Here is a 21,892-nt window from a genome sequence, read left to right on the forward strand (position 1 = left end):
CGCTGTGTCCGTGCAGTGGACCAGTTCGAGGAGCAGGCAATGCCGCGTGTACCCGCATTCGTCACCGCCATGGCCGTCGCGGCCCTGACCGGCATGGGGATGAGTCCCTCTGCACAGGCCGACAATCCGGATTGGGGTATCAACGGGACCTACACCGCCACCTCCAACGGCGAGTGGGCCCGCAAGAATGAGGTGTTCTACGACCAGGCGAGCCTGCGCAGCACCTGGACGGTCAACACCCGATGCAGCTACCCGGGTGAATGCACCGGAACGGTGCAGAGCGACTTCGGTTGGACGGCGCCGATCTACCAGAAGAGCGGGGTCTGGTACGTCAAACACACGGTCGAGAACTGGATTCCCTGCCCCGATGGCAGCACCGCGCCCGGCCTGCAGACGTTCCGGTTCAAGCCGATGACGCCCGAGGGCGCCAACTTCGACGCGTCATCGGACGTCCTTGTCGGAGAGGACCTCACCACCGGACCGAGCGGTGCCTGCGGCGTGAGCAAGCCGGTGTACATCAACATGCCGTTCAAGCTCGTCAAGGTCGGTTGATCCGGTCCGCCTCGACCACGGCCTACTGGGGCAGCAGGTCTTTCCAGCTCTGCGCGGGCTGCGCCACCAGATCGGTCTGGGTGTAGACCTTGCCGTCGGGGGCCGCGTACTGCCCGGTCTGCGGGTTGTAGGTGGCGAAGGCCACCGACGGTCCTTCTGATCCGCTCTCATGAGCACTCGGTGCCGCCGGCACCGCGCCGCCGTCGGCGGGTGCCGCAGGTGGCCCCGGCACAACGCCACCCTCGGCGGGCGGCAGCGGGGTCCCTTCGACGGGCCCGAAGATCTGCTCCTGGAAAGTGATCCGGTCATCCGGGGCGACGCCCTGTGCGATCAGGTTGGGGTCGATCGGGTACGGACCGGTGGCATGCTGCCGCATGGCGAGCGGCTCGTACGAGCGGTCGCTCTCACAGATCTCCACCGTCGGCGCACGCTTGCCCGGCTGTGCCATGCACGGGAAATTACGCGCACCGCGCACGCCGATCGGCGAATCCTGGGGAAGCTTGCAGTACAACCCCTCTGGGGTGTCCACATCGCTCAGGTCGGCCGGCGAGCGCCAGGACGAGGGCGGCAGGAACCCGACCGAACACGCGGGCGGATCCCCGAGGGTGAGGCTGAACTCTGAAAGAGCCATGCCCGTCGGGTTGTTCAGCGACGATCCGTAGGACTGGGTGGCCGCAAGATACGGTGGCAGCAGCACCAACAGCTGTTCGATCGAGGCGTTGTAGGTGACCCCGATCTTCCCGACGGTGGTCAGATTGGCCAGCAGCACCGGCAGCGTCGGCTTGATCTGATTCAACAGACGCGATGCTTCGTCGGCGGCGCCCGCCCCGGTGCGCAGGATGGTGCGCACCTGTTCGTCGCGCCCGGCGATCTGACCGGTGATGCCGGCGAGGCTACTCGCCCAGGTGCGGATGGAATCCACCTTCTCGGCCTGGCCGTCCAACAGCGGGCGGCCGTCCTCGATGAGGTCGCGGGTGTTCTCGGCCGCATCGTCGAAGCCGGCGGCCAACCGACCGGAGGCGTCCAGGAGAGCACCCAGGTCCTCACCGGTTCCGTTGAGCGCCTTGAAGGATTCGTCGAGCAGGTCGCTGAGCTTGCCGGTCGGGATACTGTCGACCAGTGCACTCATCTGGTCGAGCATCGGTCCGACGGCCTCGGGCAGTGACGCGTTCTCGGCGCCGATGACCGATCCGTCCTCCAGGTAGGGCGCACCGTCGGTGCGCGGGACCAGGTCCACGTACTGCTCACCGACGGCCGACACACTGCGCACATTCGCCTGCAGGTCTGCGGGGATCTTCGGAGAACGTTGCAGCGACATGGTGATCTCGGCACCGCTGCGGGTGGGCCGGATCTCGGTGACCTTACCCACCTCGACACCCCGATAGGTGACGTTCGAGAACTGGTACAGGCCGCCGGTCGCCGGAACCTGCAGCGTCACCCCGATACGGCCGATGCCGAACAGGACCGGCGCCTGCAGGTAGACGAAGATCATCGTGCCGAGGCCGACGACCGACGCGATCGTGAAGATGATGAGCTGGGTGCGGACGAACCGTGTCAGCATCAGTTGCCCCCTTCGGTGAGCGCGGGCGGCGCCACGGCGGCCGGGGGGTCGATGAGCGGTGGGATGGTGGCCACCTCGGTGGGCATCGGTGTCACCGGCGCCATCAGCGGATCCCGGGTGTAGGTCGAGTACCACGGATCTCCGGGCGCCGGGACCATGGTGGCATTCGGCTCACCCCACCTGGTGCCCAACAGGATTCCGCTCTTCAGCCGCGGGATGGTGAAGTCGAAGACGATGAACTGGTTCATGTAGTCACCGCGGATACCGCGGTCGATGAACTCCTGGGTGTACGGGTAGGTGGGCAGATAGGACAGGGCGGTCGCCAGGTCGGGACCCACATCGGCCAACGCGCGCACCGTCGGCTCGAGATTCTGCAGGTTGCGCACGATATCGCCGTGTGACTCGTTGATCAGCTGCGAGGCGGTGTCGCTGAAGCCGCCCAGCTTCGTCAGCGCGGAGGTGATGCGGGGGCGCTGCCGGTCCAGGACATCCAGTGCCGCCGGGATCCGGTCCAGCGCGCGGGTCAGCACCTCCCGCTGCCCCGCGAACGTCCCGGCGAGCCTGTTGAGCGCGGCGATGGAGGCAATGATGTTGTCCTGCTGGCCATCGAGCAAGCCCACCACCTTGTTCATCCGGGTGAGCAGTTCACGGATCTGGCCCTGGCGGCCGTCGAGGGCGGCGTTGAAATTGTGCACGATATCGCCGATGTGAGTGAGCCCACCGCCGTTGACCACCACCGACAACGACGAGAGTGTCTGCTCGGTGGAGGGGTAGGTCGAAGTCTTGGCCACCGGGATCGTCGCGCCCGGCGTGAGCCGCCCGACCGGGTTCTCACCGAGGGGTGGATCCAGCGCCAGGTGCATCGAACCGAGCAGGCTGGTCTGACCCACCGTGGCGACGGCATTCTCCGGCACCACCACGCCGGGTCTGACCGAGACGTCCACATTGGCGGTCCAGTCATCCACGGTCATCCGGCGAACCGTGCCGACCACCACGTCGCCGACCATGACCGGTGAATTGGATTCCAGGGTTCCGACATTGGCGATCTGGACGCGGTAGGTGGTGGCGTCCGCACCGGTTCCGACGGTGCCCGGCAACGGGAGTGAGTTGATGCCGTCGAACGAACATCCGGAGGTCACCAGCACCGCGCAACATGCCATCGCGGCCCAGCTGCGCATCGACTTCGGTGTCGTCACGGTGTCCCTCCCTGGGCCGGACCCGGCGCGGCCTCGGCGGGCAGCAGCAGGTCCGTCAGATTCGTCGCGGTCGTCGGTGCCGCCGGCGGCGCAACCGGCAATCCGGGCGGAATCGGCGCACCCGGGAACAGCGCCGGGGTGCGGGCCGCGGGCAGCCCGGTGGGCGCGTAGGCGCCGGGCGGTTGCGCCGGGTCGGTCCAGCCCGGCGGTGGCGGCACGTCGCCGGCACCGGTGTAGGCCGACACCGACGGCGGTATCTCGGCGGGAGCCGGGGTGGTCCCGCCGCCACCGGGTGCCAGGGCCGGATCGGTGTAGATGACGTTCTTGGGCGCCGGTCCCAGATAGGCGTTGAAGGGGAACGGCAGATGGTTGAAGTTCATCAATCGCAATGCCGGACCCAGGTACTGGGCGCAGGCCCTACCGGACTCCTCGGCGGTGACGTTCTCCACCGCCGAGATCGCCGAGCAGATGGTGGCGACCGGGTTGGCGAAGTTGTTCATCGCGAACGACCCGCGGGGTCCGCCGGTGTCGGGGTTGTAGATGTTGTAGCCGTTGACCAACGCGTTCGGCGCCGCGTGCAGCACGTTCTTGACGGTCATGCTGTTGTCGGAGAGCACCTGGGTGACATTCGCCAGCCGTTGGATCTGTTCGGCGGTCTGATCTCGGGAACCGGCGACGAACTTCTGCACCTTGACCACGGCCGAGGACAGCTCATTGATGGCCGAATCCAGGTCTGCTCGACTGCCGTTGACGACGCTCGTGACGTCGGCGAGGCGATCCTGGAACTGCACGATCTGGGTGTTGCTGTCCCGCAGCGCGGTCACGAACACCTGCAGATTCTTGATGACATCGACGATGTCGCCGCTGCCCTCCCCGAGGACCCGGCCGACATCCGAGAGCTGGGTGATCGTTTCCCGCAACCGGTCTCCATTGCCCGCCATGGCATCTGCGGTGCTGTCGATGAAGCGGCCGAGCGAGGTTCCGGAGACACCGCTTTCCGGGCCCAGCTCCGTGGCCAAGCGGGTGAGCTGCTCTTTGATCTCGTCCCACTCGACCGGGATGGCGGTGCGGTCCGCACCGATCTCGGCACCGTCGGCCATGGTGGCTCCGCTGGCCTCGGGTGTGGCGCCGTAGGCCGGTGTCAGTTGCACGTATCGGGCAGCGACCAGGTTGGGCGCCACGATGATCGCTTTGGCGTCGGCGGGTACCGGGACATCGCGGTCCACCTCGAGGGTGACCCTGGTCCGGGTGCCCAGCGGTTCGATCGCCTTGATGGTGCCGACCCGCACACCGACCACCCGCACCTCGTCACCGGGATAGATGGCGGTTGCCGATTCGAAGTACGCGGTGATCGTCTTGGGGCTCAGGAAGTACTGGTACCCGGCGAACCCCGCGCCCGTGACGGCCAGCGCCGCCGCGGCGACCGCAGCGATCTTCTTGACCCGCGGGCCGAGCGCGATCATCGCGAACCTCCGGGAATACCGTTGTAGGGGAACGGGAATTCGGCACGTGGGCCGGCGTTGTCGGGTGGCTGCCCCGCATCGACACCGCGCCGGAACCCGAGCGCATAGTCGAGGAACGGTTGAATCGCCGGCCCGGGCAGCAGGTTGGACGCGAATCCGTAGTAGTAGAAGCCGTTGTTGACGGCCTCCCCCTGGGTCAGCTGGTACTTGGCCAGGCCGGTCAGCGTCTTGGTGAGGTTGTCGCGGTTACGCTCCAGCATCTCCGAGACACGGTTGAGCTGTTCCAGGGTGGGGGCGAGTTCGGCTTCGTTCTCGTCGACCAGCGCGGAGAGTTGTTGCGCGACAGCGGTGGTGTTGGCGAGCAGGTTGACGATCGAGTGCCGGCGGTCCTGCAGCACCCCGAGCAGGTCGTTGGCGTTGAGGATCAGGCTGTTCACCTGTTGGCTTCGCTCCGAGAGGATTCCGGTGACATCGGCGGCGGTCGTGAGCAGGCCGCTCAGCGATTCGTTGCGCTTGTTCAGCGACTTCGACAGTCGGCTCACCCCGTCGAAGGTGGGGGCCAGTTGGGGTGCCAGCCGTTCGATGGTTTCGGACAGGACATCCAGTGATTGGTTGATCGCCGCGGTATCGGTCTGTGCGGTGTTGGAGGTGAACTCGTCGAGCGCGTCGGTCAGCGAATACGGCGACGAGGTACGAGTCACCGGAATGACGCCGAGCGAGCGGATGCGGCCGTTGCCGCGTGGTTCGATCTCCAGTACCCGTTCGCCGAGCAGCGTGCCGATGCCGATCTGTGCGGTGGTCTGCTCCCCCAGGCGCACCTTGCTGTTCACCGCGAAGGTGACCAGGGCCTTGCCTTGATCGGGGCCCTTGCCGAGTTCCACATCGGAGACCGTGCCGACCGTGACACCGGAGACCTTCACGTTGTTGCCCGCCGTCAGCCCGCCGGCTTCAGCGAAGACGGCCTGGTATCTGACCGAGGTCGCCATCGCCACCAGTTGCTGGGGCTGAAGTCCGACGGCGATGATCAGGACCATCAGCACGAGGCCGATGAATCCGGAACGAACCAGCGATGATTGACGGTATTTCAGCATCAGGGCTCTCCGCACCTTCCGGTGTTCTGGATGACCCAGGGGAAGTGGGCGGTTCGACCCTGGAGATCGGACACGCGGACCGAGACTCCGCAGATGTAGAGGTTGAGCCAGCTGCCGTACGAGCCCAGTCGGACCAGTTTCCGGTAGTTCTGCGGGGTCTTCTGCATCGTGAGATCGAGCCGGGCCAGATCGGTGTCGTTCGACAGCAGCGGCGCCAGTCGGGTCAGCTGATCCACGGTGCCGGACAACGCCGGACGGGTGTCGGTGAGCAGGTCGGCCAGCGACGCGGTGCCGTTGTCGAGGGCGGTGATGGCCTCGCCGATCGGGTCGCGTTCCGCGGCGAGACCGGTTACCAGGCGTTCCAGCCCGTCCACCGCGCCGGAGAACTTCTCGCCGTCTTCGGACAACACCGCCAGCGTCTCGTTGAGGTTGTCGATGAGGCTCTCCACGGTCTGGCCGTTGTCGGCCAGGGCGTTGGTGAACGACGAGGTCCGGGCGAACAGGGACTCCAGATCGCCGCCCTGGCCTTGCAGGATCTGGATCAGGGAGTTGGTCAGCGCGTTGACGTCCTCGGGGTTGAGTCCCTGGATGACCGGCTTGAGACCGCCGAGCAGCAGGTTGAGGTCGAGCGCGGGCTCTGTCTGTCCGACCTCGAAGCGTGATCCGGGCGGCCGGATTCTGGTCGACCCCGGCTGGTCGATGAGTTCCAGATAGCGGTCACCGACGAGATTCAGGTATCGCACGGTCACCTTCGTGTTCTCGGTGAGCCGGATGTGGTCGTCGGCGTCGAAGGCCACCAGCACGGTGTTGTCCGGTTGCAACTCGACGTCCCGCACGGTGCCCACCCGGATGCCCGAAATCCGGACCGAGTCACCGGCTTTGAGACTCGAGGAATCGGCGAACACCGCCGAGTACCCGGCGGTCGCCCCTGACCGGTACTGACTGAAGATCGCGAACAGGCCGGCCGTCAGGACCACCATGGTGACTGCGAAGGCGCCGAATTTGATCGCCGTTCTGGTGAAGCCGCTCATCCGGGCTGCCCGATCTGTGCGGTGTTGCGCGGCGGGCCGCCGATCGGGCCGAACAGTGCCTGCTTGAGGCCGTCGGAATTCAGCAGGATTCCTTCGTTGCCGTATTGGGCGGGATTCGCGTTGACATCGGTGATCACGAACGGCGGGTGCTTCTGGAACGGCACCTTGGGCAGATCGGTGCACTGCGGCCCGCCGGTGGCGGCCACCTTCGGCAGGTTCTGCGGATAGCGGTAGCGCTCCTGCCCGAGGACGACCGTCTGCAAGAGCAACCCGCCGGGCAGCGGTGTGCCGGGTGCCTTGGCCAACTCCACGGCGCCGCCGAGACCGCAGGTCAATGCCGCGTTGTACTCGTTGGTCAGATCGGTTGTCGGGACGAGCAGTCGCATCACATCGGTGATCGCACCGCGGTTGGAGCCGATGACGTCGGTGCCGGTATCGGCCAGACCGATGACGCTGATCAGCAGGGTGTCGAGGTTGGTTTGTTCCTCGACGAGCGTCTCACTCATGCGCGTCGATGCCTCGACGGTCGCGATCAGATCGGGGGCGGCGTCGGCGTAGGCATCGAACACCTCGGGTGCGACGGTGAGTTCGTGTTCCATGGTCGGCAGGCTGGGATCGATCGTCGCCAGGAAGCCGTCGAAATCGGACAGCATCTGCCCGATCTGGTCACCTCGTCCGTCCATCGCGGTGGCCAACGCGCCCATGGTCTCGTTGAGTTTGGTGGGCTCGATCTTCTGCAGCACCGTGGACAGCTGTTGGAAGACCGTGTTGATCTCGACGGTGACGTGGCCGGCGTCGAGCACCTGCCCCGCCGTCAGCGCCTGCGCCGACGGGTTCTCCGGCGGGATCAGTTCGACGAATTTCGAGCCGAACACCGTCGTGGACGCGATGTCCACGCGGACGTTGGCCGGGATGATGTCGAGGTACGACGGATCCATGGCCAGGTGCAGTTTGGCCCTGCCGTCGGGCAGCGATTCGATGGACTGCACCGAACCTACCTGCGCACCATGTAGTTTCACCTTCGCATCGGCGTTCATGACCAACCCGGCACGTTCGGACAGCACGATGACCGGCACCGATTCGGTGAAACTGCCGCGGAACAGCCCGATGGACAGCGCGACGATCGCGAGTGCCACGCCCACCGTCGCCGACCCGATCAGGGGCCGTTTGACCGTTGAACTCATCGCCACTGCGCTCCCCTATCCCGACAGGTTGAAGTTGCCGTTGGAGCCGTAGATCGCCAGCGACACCAGCAGCGTCACCGAGATCACGACGATCAGGGAGGTCCGGACCGCGTTGCCGACTGCGACCCCGACACCGGACGGCCCGCCGCTGGCGAAGAACCCGAAGTAGGTGTGCACCAGCAGCACCGCGATCGCCATCAGGATGGCCTGCAGGAACGACCACAGCAGATCCGTCGGGTTGAGGAAGGTGGAGAAGTAGTGGTTGTACAGGCCCGCCGACTGCCCGAACAGACCCACCGTGGTCAGCTTGCTGGCCGCGAACGACAGGATCACCGCGATCGAGTACAGCGGGGCGATGGCGATCATGCCGGCGACGATGCGGGTGCTCACCAGGTACTCGACGGGACGGATGGCCATGGCGTCCAGCGCGTCGATCTCCTCGTTGATGCGCATGGCACCGAGTTGGGCGGTGACCCCCGCCCCGAAGGTGGCGGCCAGACCGATGCCCGCGACGACGGGAGCCGATATCCGGACGTTGATGAATGCCGCCAGGAAGCCGGTCAGGGCTTCGATCCCGATGTCACCCAGCGAGCTGTATCCCTGCACGGCCAGGGTGCCGCCCGCGGCGAGAGTGAGGAAGCCGACGATGACGACCGTCCCGCCGATCATCGCCAAGGTTCCTGCACCCATGCTGATCTCGGCGATGAGACGGATGATCTCGCGGCGGTAGTGCACGAAGGCATGCGGCACACCGGCCAGTGCCCGCCCGTAGAACATGGTGTGATCGCCGATCCGCCCGAGGGCGTTCACCGGCCGGTTCAGTTCCCGCGTCACGGACGGGTGAAGTGTGCGCACAGCAGTCATCGGCTAGTCCGCCGTCATCTGGATGCCGATGGCCGTGACCAACACGTTCACCACGAACAGGGCCATGAACGCGTAGACGACGGTCTCGTTGACCGCGTTGCCGACGGCCTTGGCGCCACCGCCGCTGATCATCAGCCCGCGGTAGCAGGCGACGAGCCCGGCGATCAGGCCGAACAGACCGGCCTTGACGCATGAGATGAGCACTTCGGGCACCCCGGTGAGCAGGGTGATGCCGGCGGCGAAAGCCCCCGGGTTGACGCCCTGGATGAAGATCGAAAAGACGTATCCGCCAAGGATTCCGATGATCACCACCAGGCTGTTGAGCAGCAGCGCCACCAGCCCGGAGGCCAGCATCCGGGGAGTCACCAGCCGTTGCACCGGGTTGATGCCCAGCACCTCCATGGCGTCGATCTCCTCGCGGACGGTGCGGGACCCGAGGTCGGCGCACATCGCCGTCGCGCCGGCCCCGGCCACGATGAGCACGGTGACCATCGGGCCTACCTGGGTCACGGCGCCGAAGGCGGCCCCGGCGCCGGACAGGTCCGCCGCACCCAGTTCGCGCAACAGGATGTTGAGGGTGAAGCTGACCAGCACCGTGAAGGGCACCGCGACCAGAATCGTCGGCATCAGCGAGACGCGGGCCACGAACCAGGACTGCTCCAGGAATTCTCGTCCCTGGAACGGCCCGCGGAACAGGAACTTGACGGCGTCCGCCGACATGGCCAGCAATCCGCCGATGGCCCGCATCGGGCCGGGCCCACCCGACCTGAAGATCGGTATCCCCGACGACCAGCGGTCCTGGGTCTTGCTGACCATGTACCGAAGAACCTCCACGACTGGTTCTGCCGAACCTCACAACCGGCCTGCCGGCACGCTGACCACAAGACGGTGACAGCAGCGCATGACCTGCGGCACACCGCGTCCCATCCACCGGGAAGCATCAATCGGCAACGGGTCTGCGGGCCGCAACGTAGCGTGCGGACCGGAAGAGTCAGCGTTCATCGAACGAAGTAGGAGCCGCACAGTGACCGAAGCCGACCTCTCGCGTTACCGGGGCCGCCGGGTACTCATCACCGGCGCGGGTTCGGGCATCGGGCAGGCCTGCACGCTGCGGATCTTGGCCGAGGGCGGGCGCGTCGTCGCCGCCGACGTCAGCCCGGAAGGGTTGGCCGACACCGTCGACAAGGCGGGTACCGACCGGCTGTCCACGGTGGTGATGGATGTCGGCGCCGAGGAGTCGGTGCGGGCCGGGGTCGCCGAAGCGGTCTCCACACTGGGCGGGCTGGACACCCTGGTCAACGCCGCCGGGATCCTGCGTTCCTCGCATCTCGCCGAGACGACGCTCGCCGACTTCGAGCAGGTGCTGCGGATCAACCTGGTCGGGACGTTCCTGGTCACCCGGGAGGCCAGCGCGGCACTGCACGACGGTGACGGCCCGGCGGTGGTGAACTTCAGCTCGACCTCGGCGCACTTCGCGCACCCGTACATGGCCGCGTACGCGGCATCCAAGGGCGGGGTGTTGTCGATGACGCATGCCTGGGCCTCGGAGTTCGCCAAGGCCGGGATCCGGTTCAATTGTGTTCAGCCCGGGTCGATCTCGTCCGGGATGACCGACGGTACCGGTGCGGCACGGCAGAGCGTCGGGCCCGGTCTGCCCGAGGACGCCGATTACACCCTGTTCGGCAAGGTCGCCCCGATGTTGCCGCTGGACGGCGGGGCCATCTTCGCCCAGCCGGATGCGGTGGCCGGTGTGGTGGCGATGCTGGGCAGCAAGGACGCCTACTTCATCACCGGCACCGAGGTGCGGATCGACGGCGGCGCCCACATGTAGCAGCGGGTCGTACGGGGTTCACGGAGAAGCGATGAGGAAGGGTTCGTCAATGAGGGTGGTGCGGCTGCTGGGCGCGCTGGTGATGGCAAGCGTGCTGCTGGCGCCCGCGGGCAGGGCCGAGCCCTTCTTCGCCAACTATCAACTGGTGATCCCGGACCGCTACGACTTCCACACCTGGGCGTGGTCGGTATCACACTGCATCCCGGCCGCCGAGGACTGCCGGTCCATCAGCGGTATTCCGATGCCGGTGGCCAAGGCGTTCGACTATGTCGGGCAGGCCCACCTCGCCGACGGCCGGTACACCATGACCGTCGATGTTCCGGACGGATTGCGCTGCGGCAACGTGTACTACGGGCCGATCGTCGCGACCCGCGACGTGTACTCCTGGGATGCGGTGACGATGCAGGGCACGCTGGCGTCCTCGTTCGCGGCCGGGTGTGACGGCGCACCCGGGACGTTGACGTACCCGTTCTCCCTGGTGAGGCTCTGACGGACCTGCGGCGTGTTCGCCCACAGCGCATCCGCCTCCATCCCGGGAACAACGACACACCTCCGGTAGTTGAGTGCATCAGAATCAACTTTGGAGGATTTGATGCCTGAAGCCATCGCAGTCCCGGTCTTGTTTGTCAGCGAACCCGTCCTGCTGCCCGGCATGGTGGTGCCCATCGAACTCGATGACGCCGCCCGTGTCGCCGTCGAAGCCGCCCAAGCCGCGGCCCCGGAAGGCCAGGAGGGCAAGCTGCTGATCGCCCCGCGTCTGGACGACCGCTACCCCACCCACGGCGTGCTCGCCTCGATCGTGCAGGTCGGACGCATTCCGGGCGGCGGTGCGGCGGCCGTGGTCAAGGGTGGCCGTCGCGCGCAGATCGGCGCCGGCACCACCGGTCCGGGTGCCGCGCTGTGGGTCGAGGTGACCGAGGTCACCGACGCCGAGGCCACCGAGGAGACCAAGACGCTCGCGGCCGAGTACAAGAAGTTGCTGCTGGCGATGCTGCAGCGCCGCGAGGCCTGGCAGATCGTGGATGTGGTCAACAAGATCAGTGATCCGTCCGCCCTGTCCGACACCGCCGGCTATGCGTCGTACCTGACCGCCGAGCAGAAGCGGGACCTGCTGGAAACCGAGGATGTGGCGGTCCGGCTGAGCCGGCTGATCGAGTGGACCGGCGAACACCTGGCCGAGGTCGAGGTCAGCGACAAGATCGCCGAGGACGTCCGGGCCGGGATGGACAAGCAGCAGAAGGAATTCCTGCTGCGCCAGCAACTGGCCGCGATCCGCAAGGAACTCGGCGAGGCTGAACCGGAAGGGTCCGACGACTACCGCGCCCGTGTGGAGGCCGCCGACCTTCCCGAGAAGGTCCGCGAGGCCGCACTGCGCGAGGTCGGCAAGCTGGAACGCACCAGCGATCAGAGCCCGGAGGGCGGCTGGATCCGGACCTGGCTGGACACCGTCCTGGACCTGCCGTGGAACGTCACCACCGAGGACTCCGCCGATCTGAAGGCCGCCCGGGAGATCCTGGACGCCGATCATCACGGTCTGGAGGACGTCAAGGACCGCATCGTGGAGTACCTGGCGGTGCGGGCCCGCCGCGCCCAGCGCAACATGGCAGTCGTCGGCGGCCGGGGTTCCGGCGCGGTGATGGTGCTGGCCGGTCCTCCCGGTGTCGGCAAGACCTCGCTGGGTGAGTCCGTGGCACGGGCCTTGGGCCGCAAGTTCGTTCGCGTCGCCCTCGGCGGTGTGCGTGACGAGGCCGAGATCCGCGGGCACCGGCGTACCTACGTCGGCGCGCTGCCGGGCCGGATCGTGCGGGCCATCGGCGAGGCCGGGTCGATGAACCCGGTCGTGCTGCTCGACGAGATCGACAAGGTCGGTTCGGACTACCGCGGCGACCCGTCGTCGGCGCTGCTGGAGGTGCTGGATCCGGCGCAGAACCACACGTTCCGCGACCACTACCTGGAGCTGGATCTGGACCTGTCCGACGTGGTGTTCCTGGCGACGGCCAACGTCATCGAGAACATCCCGTCCGCGCTGCTGGACCGCATGGAGCTGATCCAGATCGACGGCTACACCGAGGACGACAAGGTGGCCATCGCCCGGGATTACCTGCTGCCCCGCCAAGCCGAACGTGCCGCATTGACCTCCGACGAGGTCGAACTGACCGAGGCGGCGCTGCACAAGATCGCCGCCGACTACACCCGCGAACCGGGGGTGCGGCAGTTCGAGCGGCTGCTGGCCAAGGCGTTGCGCAAGGTGACCACCAAGCTGGCCGACAACGACGTCACCAGCATCACCATCGATGAGCCGGATCTCGTTGAGTACCTGGGTCGTCCGCGGTTCACGCCGGACTCCGACGAGCGCACCGCGGTGCCCGGCGTGGCGACCGGTCTGGCCGTCACCGGTCTGGGTGGCGATGTGCTCTACATCGAGGCGGGTGCGGTCGATGCCGAGCCGGGTTTGAAACTCACCGGCCAGCTCGGCGACGTCATGAAGGAGTCCGCGCAGATCGCGCTGTCCTACGTGCGGGCACACGCCGAGCAGTTGGGCGTGGACCCCGAGTCGCTGGACCGCCAGATCCACGTGCACGTGCCTGCGGGCGCGGTGCCCAAGGACGGTCCGTCGGCGGGCGTCACCATGGTGACCGCGCTGGTCTCGATGGCCACTGGGCGTCAGGTCCGCGGGGACGTCGGGATGACCGGCGAGGTGACGCTCAACGGTCGGGTGCTGCCCATCGGCGGCGTCAAGCAGAAGCTGCTTGCCGCGCAACGGGCCGGGCTGAAGACGGTGTTCATCCCGCAGCGCAACGAGCCCGACCTGGACGAGGTCCCGGCCGAGGTGCTGGAGGCGCTGGATGTGCGTCCGATGACCGATGTCGCCGAGATCGTCGCGCTGGCTTTGGAACCGGCCGTCGAAGCCGCGACGACCGCTGCGGCCTGACAACCGAATACCGCGAGAAGACGCGAATGGCCTCGATATCGCAGGATGAAGCGGCCATTCGCGTCTGCTCGCGCAGATAGGGTGAGGCCGTATGACGGGCAAGACGCACCACTACGAACTCGACATCACCTGGACCGGCAACACCGGCACCGGCACCAGCGCCTACCGGGCCTACGAGCGGTCCCATGACGTCAGCGCGCCGGGGAAGCCGACCGTCATCGCCGGCAGCGCCGACCCGGCGTTCCGCGGCGACCCGCAGCGCTGGAATCCCGAGGAACTGCTGGTGGCCTCGTTGTCGCAGTGCCACATGCTGTGGGTGCTCGCGCTGTGCGCGCAGGCCGGTGTGACCGTGACCGGCTACGTCGACCGTCCGTCGGGCACCATGGCGCAGACCGCGGAAGGCGGCGGCCATTTCACCGAGGTGGTGCTGCGCCCGACCGTGCACCTCGCCGACCCCGCGCAGGCCGAGGCGCTGCCCGACATCCACGAACGGGCCCACAACCTGTGCTTCATCGCGAACTCGGTCAACTTCGAGGTCCGTTGCCAACCGAACGTGGTCGGCGCGCCTTAAAATCCGACTGTCATGGCCTACGACGAAGACCTCGCGGAACGCATTCGTGAACTGCTCGCCACCACCGCCGGTGTCGACGAGAAGCGCATGTTCGGCGGGTTGGCGTTCCTGGTGCACGGCCATATGGCCGTGTGCGCGTCGGCCCAGGGCGGCCTGATGGTGCGGGTGGCCGCCGAGGACACCGCGAACCTGCTCACCCGGGCGCACGTCGAGCCGATGGTGATGGCCGGCCGGGACGTTCTCGGCTGGATCCGGGTCTCGCGCGCCGGTCTGGACGGTCGGCGGCAGCTACAGCCCTGGGTGACCCGCGGCGTGGCCTACGCGTCGAGTCTGCCCCCGAAGTAACCGCCGCCGGAGTTTGTCGTCTCGGCACCCGGGTATGCCTGCAGGATGGCTGCAACCACCTGCATGGCGCAGCGCCTGCTGCACCGGGCGGGCACCACCTATGCCGCCGAGGCCGGGATCACCCTCCGCGACAAACCCAAACCGCTGTTCCAGCTGCTGACTTTCGCCATGCTGGCCAGCAAGCCGATCGCCGCCTCGGTCGCGGCGGCGGCGGCCCAGGAGATCTTCCGCGCCGGGCTGCGCACCCCGGCGTCGGTACTGCGTGCCGACCGCTCGGCGATGATCGCGGCGTTCGGGCGGGCCGGCTACGCCCGATACGACGAGAGTTCTGCGACCAGACTCGCCGAACTGGCCACCACCGTGCGCGACCGCTACGCCGGGGATCTGCGTAACCTCGCCGAGGAGTCCGGTCACGACGGGCGCGAAACCGCACGGGCCCTACAGCAGTTCAACGGCATCGGGCCGACCGGTGCGGACATCTTCCTGCGCGAAGCGCAGAGCGTATGGCCCTGGGCCCAGCCATATTTCGACGACCGCACGCTCAGCACGGCGCGGGCACTCGGGTTGCCGGCCGAACCCGATGCCCTGCTGTCGGCCTCCGACGGCCGGCCCGCTGAGTTGGCCGCCGCGCTGGTGCGGGTCTCGCTCGACGACGAGCTACGTCGCCGCGTGACGGCCGATTGATCACGATAGAACGGAGAACGCCATGCCCACCGTCGTCATCATCGGAGCCGGATTGGCCGGTGCCAAAGCCGCTGAAGCACTGCGGGACAAAAATTTCGGGGGACGGATCATCCTGTTCGGAGACGAACACCAGCTGCCCTATGAACGGCCACCGCTGTCCAAGGACTACCTCGCGAACAAGAAGACGCTCGCCGATTTCACCGTGCACCCCGAAGAGTGGTACCGCGACCACGAGATCGATCTGCGGCTGGGCACCGAGGTACAGATCATCGACTCCGGCGGGCACTCCGTGGGTTTCGACGACGGGCGCCACGAGCACTACGACAAACTGCTGCTCGCCACCGGGTCGCGGGCACGCCGGCTCGACCTCCCGGGAGCCGACGCCGCGGGGGTCCATACGCTGCGCACCGTCGATGACGCGTCCGCGCTGCTGGCGGTCCTCGACCCGGGCAGCCGGCTGGCCATCGTCGGGGCGGGGTGGATCGGCCTGGAGGTGGCCGCCGGGGCCCGGGGACGCGGGGCCGCCGTCACCGTCGTGGAGGCCGCCGAACTTCCGTTGCTGGCCGCCCTCGGCCCCGAGGTCGCCGAGGTGTTCGCCGAACTGCACACCGAACACGGTGTCGACCTGCGGTTCAACGCCGACGTGCAGGGGATCACCGCCGCCGGCGACGGGGTCACCGGGCTGCAGCTGGCCGACGGGTCGACGGTCGCCGCCGACATCGTCCTGATCGCGGTGGGCGCGCAGCCCAATATCGGGCTGGCCGAGAAGGCGGGCCTGGAACTGTCCGATGGCGGCGTGGCGGTCGACGCGTCACTGCAGACCAGCGATCCCGACATCTACGCCGTGGGTGACATCGCCGCGGCCCGCCATCCCCTGTTCGGCGACCGGATCCGCACCGAACACTGGGCCAACGCGCTCAAACAACCCGCTGTGGCGGTGGCCGGCGTGCTCGGCAACCCGGGCAGTTACGACGAGTTGCCGTACTTCTTCACCGACCAGTACGACCTCGGCATGGAGTATGTCGGCCATGCCCCCGAGTACGACTCGGTGGTGTTCCGTGGTGACGTCGGCGCCCGCGAGTTCACCGCGTTCTGGCTGGACAAGGACGCCCGTGTGCTGGCCGGCATGAACGTCAACATCTGGGATGGCCTGGACGACATCAAGGCCCTCGTCCGGTCCGGGAAGACGGTGGACGCAGCGCGGCTGGCGGACCCGGAAGTGCCGCCGGCCGCGCTGCTCTGATTCAGCCCAGCGTGGCGGTCCCGTCGGCCCGGACGGTGACTTTGGCCCCGGCGATGTCCTCGTCGACGCTGGCCTGGGCCTCCGAGCGGTCGGTGAGCACCGCCAGGGTGCGGCTGCCCTCGGGTGTGAGCACGGCCAGCAACGCCTTCTCGGGCAGGCCCTCCCGGTCGTAGGGGGTGGTCCAGGTCTCGACCGTGCCGGTGCCCTCCCACTCGACCTCGCCGACCCGGGTCGGTTCGGCGTCCACCGTGGACTGCACATCCTCCCAACGGAATTCGTGGGTAGGCGGCTCGGTGCCGTACACGCCGAAGCTGTGCTTGGTGAGGTAGCCGCCGTTGGCGGTGATCAGTCCGCGGGTGCCCGGGTTGGCGGTCAGCTGCTCGGCCATGGTCGCGATGGAGTGGGTGACGTAGTTGTTCCACGGGCCGCCCGCGAAGGTCAAACCACCGGTCACGGTGAGCGGGCGCTGCGGGTCGTCCAGCGGCAGGCCGAGTTCGTTGGCCGCGACCTGGACCGCGGACGGGAAACACGAGTAGACGTCGACCAGCGCGATGTCGTCCAGGCTCGCACCGGCCAGCTCCAGCGCACGCTTCCCGGCGATCCGGATGGCCGGTGAGCCGTAGAACTCGGCGCGGTGGATCAGCGCGTAGGTGTCGTGGGCGTCGGTCCCGGCGTACGGGAAAACCCATCGCTCCTGCGGGATCTGGAGATGGGTCGCCTTCTCCGCCGACATCACGATCAACGTCGCGCCCTGATCGACCATGTTGTTGGAATTCAGCAGCTTGGTGTACGGCGTGCTGATCATCCGGTTCGCCGGGCCGGGCTGCGCGATCTCCTCGGCCGTCAACGCCTGCTGGTTCCAGGCGTGCGGATTCTGCGCCGCCACAGCGCTGAACCGCGCCCACAGTTCACCGATGCGTTGCTGGTGCTCGGCCGGGGTGGCACCGGACTTGATGCGCAACGCCTGCTCGAACATGGGGTACACGTACGACGGTCGGTCCACACCGACGCGCACCTCCCCCGGCCCGAACAGGTTGAACTCGTCCTCGGAGCCCGGCGCGGGCGCCACCGATTCGTCCTGCTTGGTGCCCGACATCTTCTCGCCGCGGCCGCGCACCCGGGTCCGCGAACGCCAGGTCTCACCGCCGGTGATCAGCACGGCGTCGTTGCGGCCGGCCTGGATGTCCAGGCAGGCCTGGTTCACCAGGGACTGCGGCACGTTGCCGCCGATCGGCGTGTACCGCGTCGCGGCACCGTCGGCGCCGATGCGCTGGGCCAGCAGCAATCCCGCATCGCGGTAGCGCCAGGACAGCAGGTTGACCACCCGGATCGAGTCGACCGCGGCGAGCACCCGGGGGTCGGCAGCGGCGCGGGCCGCGGCCTCCATCAGGTCGACGGGTTCGGTGGTCGCGCTCTCCTCGCGCTGATTGACCTGGCCGTACCCGACGAGCACCGGGGTTCTGGGGTCGATGGTCACTGCGTATTCCTCTCGATGCGAACGAAAATGACTGTCGCGCAGCCAGGCTCAGGCGGGCCCGACGCGGTAGATGGATTTGAGCACCTGGTAGGCGGCCAGGCCCTCGGGGCCCAGTTCACGGCCCAGGCCGCTGGACTTCACCCCGCCGAACGGGGCATTGACGTCCAGTTGATATTCGTTGACGCCGATGGTGCCGGTGCGCACCGCCCGGGCGACATCGGTGGCGCGTTCGACATCGGGTGACCACACCGTCCCCCCGAGCCCGAACTCGCTGTCGTTGGCGATGTCGATCGCTTCCTGGTCGGTGGCGTACGGGATCACCGTGAGCACCGGTCCGAAGATCTCCTCCTGCGCGATGCGTGCCGAGTTGTCGACATCGGCGAACACCGTCGGGGCGACGAACCAGCCGCGCGGTTGATCGCCCGGAACCGAGCCGCCGGCAACGAGTTTGGCCTCGGACTTGCCGATATCGATGTACTCGAGCACCCGCTGCTGCTGACGCCGGCTCACCAATGGACCGATGTCGGTGGACTTCTGCAGCGGATCCCCCACCACCAGGCCGTCGGCCAGACCCGCCACCGCGTCGACGACCTCGGCATACCGTGAACGCGGAGCCAGGATGCGCGAACTCAGGTGGCAGGTCTGCCCGTTGTTGACGAACGAGGCCGACCGCAGTCCCTTGATGGTGGCGTCCAGATCCGCGTCATCGAGAATGATCGCCGCCGACTTCCCACCGAGTTCCAGGGTCACCGGACGCAGCAGCCGACCGCAAGCTTCGGCGATGACCCGTCCGGCGGCGGTGGACCCGGTGAAGGCCACTTTGTCCACGCCGGGGTGCGACACCAGATAGGCACCGGCCGCCGGGCCACCGGCAACGATGTTGAGCACACCGGCGGGCAGTCCGGCCTCCTCGGCCGCCTCGGCGAAAACCAGAGCGTCCAAGGCCGTTTCGGGCGCAGCTTTGAGCACCATGGTGGCGCCGGCGGCCAGCGCCGGGGCGATCTTCATGATGGCCAGCGCCTGCGGATAGTTCCACGGGGTGATGGCGGCGACGACACCGACGGCTTCCCGGCGCACGATGGTGTGCCCGATCGCCGCGGGGCGCACCTCTTCGGCCTCGGACCTGTCCAGCAGGTCGGCGTAGTACCGCAGCAGGACCGCGGGGAACATGCCGTTGGCGCCCTTGGACAGCCGGATCGGCATCCCGTTCTCCCGCGAGCACAGCTCGAAGGTGCCCGCGGCGCGCTTCTGCAGCGCGTCGGCGAACAGCCGCAGCGCCCCGGCCCGCTCCTGCGCCCCGGCCGACGACCATCCCGGCAGGGCTGCGCGTGCCGCGGCGACGGCGTCATCGATCTCTGATTCCGTTGCTGCGGAACCCAATCCGAGCTGCTGCTCGGTGGCCGCCTCGATGACCGGGGTGGCCTCGGATGCGGCGCGGAACTGTCCGGCGATGAAGACGGAGGCAGTGGTCACGGTGCGGTCCTCTGGTCGCTGGTGCTGCCGATCAGCACGCTGTTCTCGAATAAAACACCGTCGGCGACGAGGCGGTCGATCTCGTTCTGGTCCAGGCCGAGTGCGCGGTGCGCGATGTCGCGGGTGTGCTCACCGGCGGTCGGCGCGGGACGCAGGTCGCCGCGCGGGATCCGCCGATACCGCGCGGGTCCGGTCTCGCTGGGCATCGCTTCCTCGAACAGCGGGTGCTCCAGACCGCTGTAGAGCGAACGGAACTGCAGCTGGACATCGTCGAGCACATCCGCCGGGCGGTTCATCGGCCCGGCCGCGATACCGGCCTTCTGCAGTTGCTCGGTGATCTCGAACTTGTCCCGGCCGCTGGTGTAGGCACCCAGGATGGCCGTCAATGCAGCGCCACCCTCGGGCAGATCGATGCCGATCAGGGCAGCCAGGGTGTCCCGGTCGGACTGGTCGCGCACCGAGATGACGCACCATTCGTCGTCCCCGGCGCACGGGCAGACCGCGTGCACCGCGGGATCCTCGGTGATGGGCAGGCCCGACTGCGCGGCGGCTTCGGCGACGTACTCCACGGCGAGCTGGTTGACCGCCACCTCGGCCTGCGAGATGTGCACGTGCGCACCGGTTGCGGTGCGCTCGCGGTGGATCAGCGCGGCCAGCGCGCCGATCGCGGTGATCCGCGCCGCCACGTGGTCGGGGAACACGGTGGTGGCGTCGAAGAACTGCGAGGACTTCTCCTCCTGCCCACCCGCGGCGCGCCACAGTCGGGTCACCCCGGTGGTGGCACGCACCAGCGGGCCGTAACCCATCCGGGCGCTCCACGGACCGGTGGCCCCGAAGGCGCTGCTTTCGGCCAGGACCACGGTCGGGTTCAGCTTCTGCAGCACCTCATAGGAGAACCCCAGGGCGTCGAGCGTTCCCGGTTTGAAGTTGGCGAACACCGCGTCGGTCCGGCCGACCAGCGACTTGAAGATCTCCGCACCCTCGGGATTGCGCAGGTTCACACCGAAGCTGAGTTCGTTGCGGTGGGTGAGCGCCCAGGACGGGCTCATCGCCTGCCCGGGTGCGGTCTGTCGCAACCCGTCCGGGTAGGCCGCGCTCTCCACCTTGACCACCCGGGCACCCAGATCGGCGAACAGCCGGCCGAGTTCCCCGCCGGCGACGATCACGCCGAGGTCCAGGATCCGCAATCCCTCGAACGGCCGTTGCCCGCTCTTGCGGGGCCGACCCGGTGTGTTCCGCGCGGCCCGCCACTGCGGTTCGGCGTGCTCGTGCGCGGGCGTGGTCAGGCCGCGGTGGGTTCCGTCGACGACGAACGGGCCGACGGGCACGGTGACGGTGTCCCCGCCGGCGGTGGGCATCGGCGCGAGCGCGCCGACGGCACGGAAGTGGTCGGAGGCCAGCGCCTCGGCCGGGGTCTGCACGGCCGCGATCGGGACTCCGCGGGACTGGCCCTGCTCCACCAGATCCGCCATCGACTGGTCGGCGAACAGCTCCCCGATCGCCGCGTTGAGCTGCTTGGAGGCGGCGAATCGTGCGGCGATGGAGTCGAATTCGGGGCCGGCGAACTCCTGCGGTTCACCGAGCCAGGCCCGCATGCCGCGCCACTGGCGCGCCGACAGCAGGCAGATCCGCACGAAACCGTCGCGACAGCCGAAGGTCGGATAGATCTGCTGGTTGCGGGGACGCCCGCGCCAGCCGCCGGAGCGCTTGAGCCCGGACGCCGCCTGCCCCTGCGAACCGAAGGGCGGGTCGAGTGCCTGCACGACCGCCTCGAAGCGGGAGAAGTCGATGTAGTCACCGCCGCCGTGCCGGAGTTGGTGGTAGTAGGCGGCCAGTACGGCCCACGCCGCCTGCGCCGCGGCGGTCGCCGTCGCGATGCCCGTCGGCGGCAGCACCGGCGTGCCGGTGGCCGGCCCCGAACGCGACAGTGCGGTGGACATGGCATAGAACACCGCGTCGGTGCCCTGCCAGGACCGGTAGGGCCCGTCGGTCCCGAAGTCGGTGACCGACATCGCCACCAGTTCGGGATGCCGGTCGGCCAGTTCCGCGCAGGAGGTACCGAAGGCGGCGGTCAAAGCACCGTCGTCGACGACGATGTCCGCGCCGGTGACCAACTCGTCGAAGCGCCGCCGGTCGGCGTCGGCGGCGGGGTCCAGGGTGGTGATGCGTTTGTTGGCATTGTTGAGGGCGAACGGCACGCTGGTGCCGCCGACGAGCGGGGCGGCGCCGCGGTCCGCCTGCTCACCGGGCAGTTGGATCTTGAGCACATCGGCCCCCAGATCGGCCAGCAGCCGGGTGACGCCCGCGGCGTCCTCGCCGGTCAGGTCGAGAATACGGACGCCCGCCAGCAGGGGCTGCGGGGTCGTCACAGCGTCATCTCCAGCACGCTGGACA

19 protein-coding genes are annotated in these 21,892 nt (G+C 68.0%); 8 read left to right on the forward strand and 11 right to left on the reverse strand.

The window, feature by feature from the left end:
- Positions 1-39: 39 nt before the first annotated feature.
- Positions 40-552 carry an Rv2253/PknI dimerization domain-containing protein gene (locus tag K0O62_RS15995; RefSeq protein ID WP_073859728.1) on the forward strand — a complete coding sequence of 171 codons (513 nt, stop codon included), beginning with the start codon at positions 40-42 and terminating at the stop codon, positions 550-552.
- A 22-nt stretch (positions 553-574) separates the two neighbouring features.
- Here K0O62_RS15995 and K0O62_RS16000 read toward each other — a convergent pair whose 3' ends face one another.
- The 8 genes from K0O62_RS16000 to K0O62_RS16035 are packed head-to-tail and all read right to left on the reverse strand — an operon-like array spanning position 575 to position 9,758.
- Positions 575-2,113: an MCE family protein gene (locus tag K0O62_RS16000; protein ID WP_073859706.1), complete on the reverse strand. Its 1,539-nt coding sequence runs from the start codon at positions 2,111-2,113 to the stop codon at positions 575-577.
- Positions 2,113-3,291 carry an MCE family protein gene (locus K0O62_RS16005; RefSeq protein WP_073859707.1) on the reverse strand — a complete coding sequence of 393 codons (1,179 nt, stop codon included), beginning with the start codon at positions 3,289-3,291 and terminating at the stop codon, positions 2,113-2,115. The genes K0O62_RS16000 and K0O62_RS16005 overlap by 1 nt, the downstream gene beginning before the upstream one ends.
- A 14-nt stretch (positions 3,292-3,305) precedes the next feature.
- The gene (locus K0O62_RS16010; RefSeq protein WP_073859708.1) at positions 3,306-4,772 is read right to left on the reverse strand and encodes an MCE family protein; all 1,467 of its coding nucleotides are present in this window, start codon (positions 4,770-4,772) and stop codon (positions 3,306-3,308) included.
- Positions 4,769-5,863 (reverse strand): MCE family protein, encoded by a 1,095-nt coding sequence (locus K0O62_RS16015; RefSeq protein WP_073859709.1) that lies wholly within the window; start codon positions 5,861-5,863, stop codon positions 4,769-4,771. The genes K0O62_RS16010 and K0O62_RS16015 overlap by 4 nt, the downstream gene beginning before the upstream one ends.
- Positions 5,863-6,894 (reverse strand): MCE family protein, encoded by a 1,032-nt coding sequence (locus K0O62_RS16020; RefSeq protein WP_073859710.1) that lies wholly within the window; start codon positions 6,892-6,894, stop codon positions 5,863-5,865. Before K0O62_RS16020 ends, K0O62_RS16015 begins: the two co-directional genes overlap by 1 nt.
- Positions 6,891-8,078, reverse strand: coding sequence for an MCE family protein (locus tag K0O62_RS16025; protein ID WP_073859729.1), 1,188 nt, complete (start codon positions 8,076-8,078; stop codon positions 6,891-6,893). The genes K0O62_RS16020 and K0O62_RS16025 overlap by 4 nt, the downstream gene beginning before the upstream one ends.
- A 15-nt stretch (positions 8,079-8,093) precedes the next feature.
- Entirely contained in the window at positions 8,094-8,942 is an 849-nt protein-coding gene (locus K0O62_RS16030; protein ID WP_073859711.1) for an MlaE family ABC transporter permease, read from the reverse strand.
- Between the two features lie 3 nt (positions 8,943-8,945).
- On the reverse strand, positions 8,946-9,758 hold the full coding sequence (locus K0O62_RS16035; RefSeq protein WP_073859712.1) for an MlaE family ABC transporter permease: 813 nt from the start codon (positions 9,756-9,758) through the stop codon (positions 8,946-8,948).
- 208 nt (positions 9,759-9,966) lie between these two features.
- On the opposite strand from K0O62_RS16035, the gene K0O62_RS16040 reads away from it, so the two are divergent.
- The 7 genes from K0O62_RS16040 (at position 9,967) to K0O62_RS16070 (ending at position 16,548) form a co-directional block, all read left to right on the forward strand.
- The gene (locus tag K0O62_RS16040) at positions 9,967-10,773 is read left to right on the forward strand and encodes an SDR family NAD(P)-dependent oxidoreductase (RefSeq protein ID WP_073859713.1); all 807 of its coding nucleotides are present in this window, start codon (positions 9,967-9,969) and stop codon (positions 10,771-10,773) included.
- Between the two features lie 49 nt (positions 10,774-10,822).
- Positions 10,823-11,263 carry a hypothetical protein gene (locus tag K0O62_RS16045; RefSeq protein WP_073859714.1) on the forward strand — a complete coding sequence of 147 codons (441 nt, stop codon included), beginning with the start codon at positions 10,823-10,825 and terminating at the stop codon, positions 11,261-11,263.
- A gap of 102 nt (positions 11,264-11,365) precedes the next feature.
- Positions 11,366-13,705 carry an endopeptidase La gene (gene lon, locus K0O62_RS16050; RefSeq protein ID WP_205870656.1) on the forward strand — a complete coding sequence of 780 codons (2,340 nt, stop codon included), beginning with the start codon at positions 11,366-11,368 and terminating at the stop codon, positions 13,703-13,705.
- Positions 13,706-13,796: 91 nt separating this feature from the next.
- On the forward strand, positions 13,797-14,276 hold the full coding sequence (locus tag K0O62_RS16055; RefSeq protein WP_073859716.1) for an OsmC family protein: 480 nt from the start codon (positions 13,797-13,799) through the stop codon (positions 14,274-14,276).
- Between the two features lie 12 nt (positions 14,277-14,288).
- Positions 14,289-14,621, forward strand: coding sequence for a TfoX/Sxy family protein (locus K0O62_RS16060; protein WP_073859717.1), 333 nt, complete (start codon positions 14,289-14,291; stop codon positions 14,619-14,621).
- A 45-nt stretch (positions 14,622-14,666) separates the two neighbouring features.
- Positions 14,667-15,305, forward strand: a complete 639-nt coding sequence (locus K0O62_RS16065) for an endonuclease (protein ID WP_073859718.1) — start codon at positions 14,667-14,669, stop codon at positions 15,303-15,305.
- 22 nt (positions 15,306-15,327) lie between these two features.
- Positions 15,328-16,548, forward strand: a complete 1,221-nt coding sequence (locus K0O62_RS16070; RefSeq protein WP_073859719.1) for an NAD(P)/FAD-dependent oxidoreductase — start codon at positions 15,328-15,330, stop codon at positions 16,546-16,548.
- A gap of 1 nt (position 16,549) precedes the next feature.
- Here K0O62_RS16070 and K0O62_RS16075 read toward each other — a convergent pair whose 3' ends face one another.
- Genes K0O62_RS16075 through K0O62_RS16085 form a run of 3 tightly spaced genes read right to left on the reverse strand, consistent with a single transcriptional unit; the run spans position 16,550 to position 21,867 of the window.
- The gene (locus tag K0O62_RS16075) at positions 16,550-18,025 is read right to left on the reverse strand and encodes an acetyl-CoA acetyltransferase (protein ID WP_073859720.1); all 1,476 of its coding nucleotides are present in this window, start codon (positions 18,023-18,025) and stop codon (positions 16,550-16,552) included.
- Between the two features lie 48 nt (positions 18,026-18,073).
- On the reverse strand, positions 18,074-19,498 hold the full coding sequence (locus K0O62_RS16080; RefSeq protein ID WP_073859721.1) for an aldehyde dehydrogenase: 1,425 nt from the start codon (positions 19,496-19,498) through the stop codon (positions 18,074-18,076).
- The gene (locus K0O62_RS16085) at positions 19,495-21,867 is read right to left on the reverse strand and encodes a CaiB/BaiF CoA-transferase family protein (RefSeq protein ID WP_073859722.1); all 2,373 of its coding nucleotides are present in this window, start codon (positions 21,865-21,867) and stop codon (positions 19,495-19,497) included. Before K0O62_RS16085 ends, K0O62_RS16080 begins: the two co-directional genes overlap by 4 nt.
- Between the last annotated feature and the right edge of the window lie 25 nt (positions 21,868-21,892).

It is taken from the genome of Mycolicibacterium diernhoferi (genome assembly GCF_019456655.1).
GTDB lineage: Bacteria > Actinomycetota > Actinomycetes > Mycobacteriales > Mycobacteriaceae > Mycobacterium > Mycobacterium diernhoferi.